This is a genomic window from Pontibacter toksunensis, assembly GCF_042686245.1.
Taxonomy (GTDB): domain Bacteria; phylum Bacteroidota; class Bacteroidia; order Cytophagales; family Hymenobacteraceae; genus Pontibacter; species Pontibacter toksunensis.
Map to the genome: position 1 here is coordinate 1 of NZ_JBHUOX010000076.1, position 2,042 is coordinate 2,042.

The 2,042-nt window shown below is 62.7% G+C and carries 2 protein-coding genes; both read right to left on the reverse strand.

All coding sequences use genetic code 11. The features are described 5' to 3' along the window. Positions 1-1,076: Gfo/Idh/MocA family protein (locus tag ACFS7Z_RS27120; RefSeq protein ID WP_377492580.1), on the reverse strand; the 1,076-nt coding region annotated here is incomplete at its 3' end. Positions 1,077-1,104: 28 nt separating this feature from the next. Next, the gene (locus ACFS7Z_RS27125; protein ID WP_377492583.1) at positions 1,105-2,019 is read right to left on the reverse strand and encodes a sugar phosphate isomerase/epimerase family protein; all 915 of its coding nucleotides are present in this window, start codon (positions 2,017-2,019) and stop codon (positions 1,105-1,107) included. Between the last annotated feature and the right edge of the window lie 23 nt (positions 2,020-2,042).

Sequence of the window (2,042 nt, forward strand, 5' to 3'; positions counted from 1 at the left end):
CCGCCCTGCATGGCCGACTCGTGCGCCAGGATGCCCACGCAGGTGATGTTGGCCGACTGCCGCGCGTTCGGGTACGGCTCCCTTCCCTCCACCAAGGCGCTCACGAACTCGTGCACCAGGTGCGGGTGCGAGCCCCCGTGGCCGGCTCCTTGGATGAAGGACAGGTGCTGGTTGTCGTCTGAGTCATAGACCCCGGCCTGCGTGAAGTTCTGTATCTCCCGGGGCAAGAGGTGCGCGTAGTCCGGTATCTTCACCCGCTCCGGCGTCTCGCCCGTGTGTATCACGCTGTCCTCGTGCTCTATCTGCGTCCACTCAAACGACTTCTTGGAGCCGTACACGTCGAAGCTCTCGCGGTACTGGCGCGCCGTGTTGAACAGCGAGCGCGTCACCTCCGCCGACAGGTCCGAGTTGCGGAACTTGATGTGGCAGGTCTCGATGGCGAAGGGCGAGCCGTACTTAGGGATAAGCTCCTCGTCTATCCTGCCCGAGCCCAGGCAGGAGACGTACTCGGCCTCCGCCCTCGGCAGCGCCAGCACCGGCCCCACGCAGTGGGTGGCGTAGTGCATCGGCGGCAGCCCCTCCCAGTAGCCCGGCCAGCCGGCCATCTCCTGCTGGTGGGAGGCCCTGAGGAACTGAATCCGTCCCAGTTCCCCCTTCTCATACATCTCCTTCACAAACAGGAACTCGCGGCTGTAGATAACCGTCTCCATCATCATGTAGGTCAGCCCCGTCTCCTGCACCAGCTCCACTATCTGGCGGCACTCCTCCACGGTGGTGGCCATGGGCACGGTGCAGGCCACGTGCTTGCCGGCCTTCAGGGCGGCGATGGACTGCTCGGCGTGGCTCTGTATCGGCGTGTTGATGTGCACGGCGTCCACGTTGGGGTCGCGCAGCAGCTCCTCGTAGTCGGTGTACCTCACCCCGATGCCGAAGGCGTCCCCTATCTCGTCCACCTTGCTCTGGGTGCGCTGGCAGATGGCGTACATGTTGGCGTTGGGGTGCTTCTGGTAGATGGGGATGAACTCAGCCCCAAAGCCGAGCCCCACGATTGCCACGTTTATCTTCTTCTGGCTCATAGTTGTCTTTTTACTTTGTTGTGATTGTTTACTTCGTATTGGAATTCACTTCCGCAGATACCTCCTTTTTCGAGGGCTCCGAACCTTCGGCCCACTTTTTCAGGAACTGCAGCCCCTCGCGGGCAAAGCCGTCCTGGCTGGGCACCAGGGGGCGCCAGATGCAGACTGCTCCGGCCAGCTCTTTCACTTCCGGAGTGAAGCTCTCGATGGAGACGGCGCCCCGGTAGTTAATTGCCTCCAGTCCGCGCCTGTAGTCTTCCCAGCGGGTTTGACCTGTGCCTGGCGTGCCCCTATAGTTCTCCGACACCTGCAGGTGGATGAGCTTATCACCCGCCAGCCGGATGGCCCGCTCAATGTCCGGCTCCTCGATGTTCATGTGGAAGCCGTCGAGCAGCACCTTGGCAGCCGGGTGGTTGATGTCCTGCACAAGCCGCATCACGTCCTCTGCCGTGTTCACCAGGTCCGACTCGAAGCGGTTAAGCGGTTCCAGGGCAACCTCCAGCCCCCGTTCCTCTGCCATGCCGCAGACCTTACGCAGGTTCGTCACCGCCCTGTCCCACTCCGCCTTCTTCTGCTCGGGGGAGACCAGGCGGGCCTTGCCCACGGCCGAGTACATGGGCCCGGCCAGGAAACCGGCTCCGAGCCCCACGCAGATGTCCAGGCAGGCCTCGATGTAGTCGAAGCTGGTCCGGTGGTAGGCGGGGTCCTCGTGGGTCAGGTCGCGGCTGGGGCCGAAGGCGCCGCAGACAACCGGCTGCAGCCCGTGCTCTTCCAGCGCCTGCTTCACCTTCTCCACGTCCAGCAGGGCCGGGTCCTCCACCGGTATCTCCACCACCTCGTAGCCCATCTCCTTTATCCTGGGGAAGAGGGAGACGGTGTCGGTGCTGAAGGGCGAGGTCCAGAGCCAGGTGCTCACGCCAAACTTGATGTCTTTCAAACTCATTTCTTTTGCTGTGTTTTACCTTT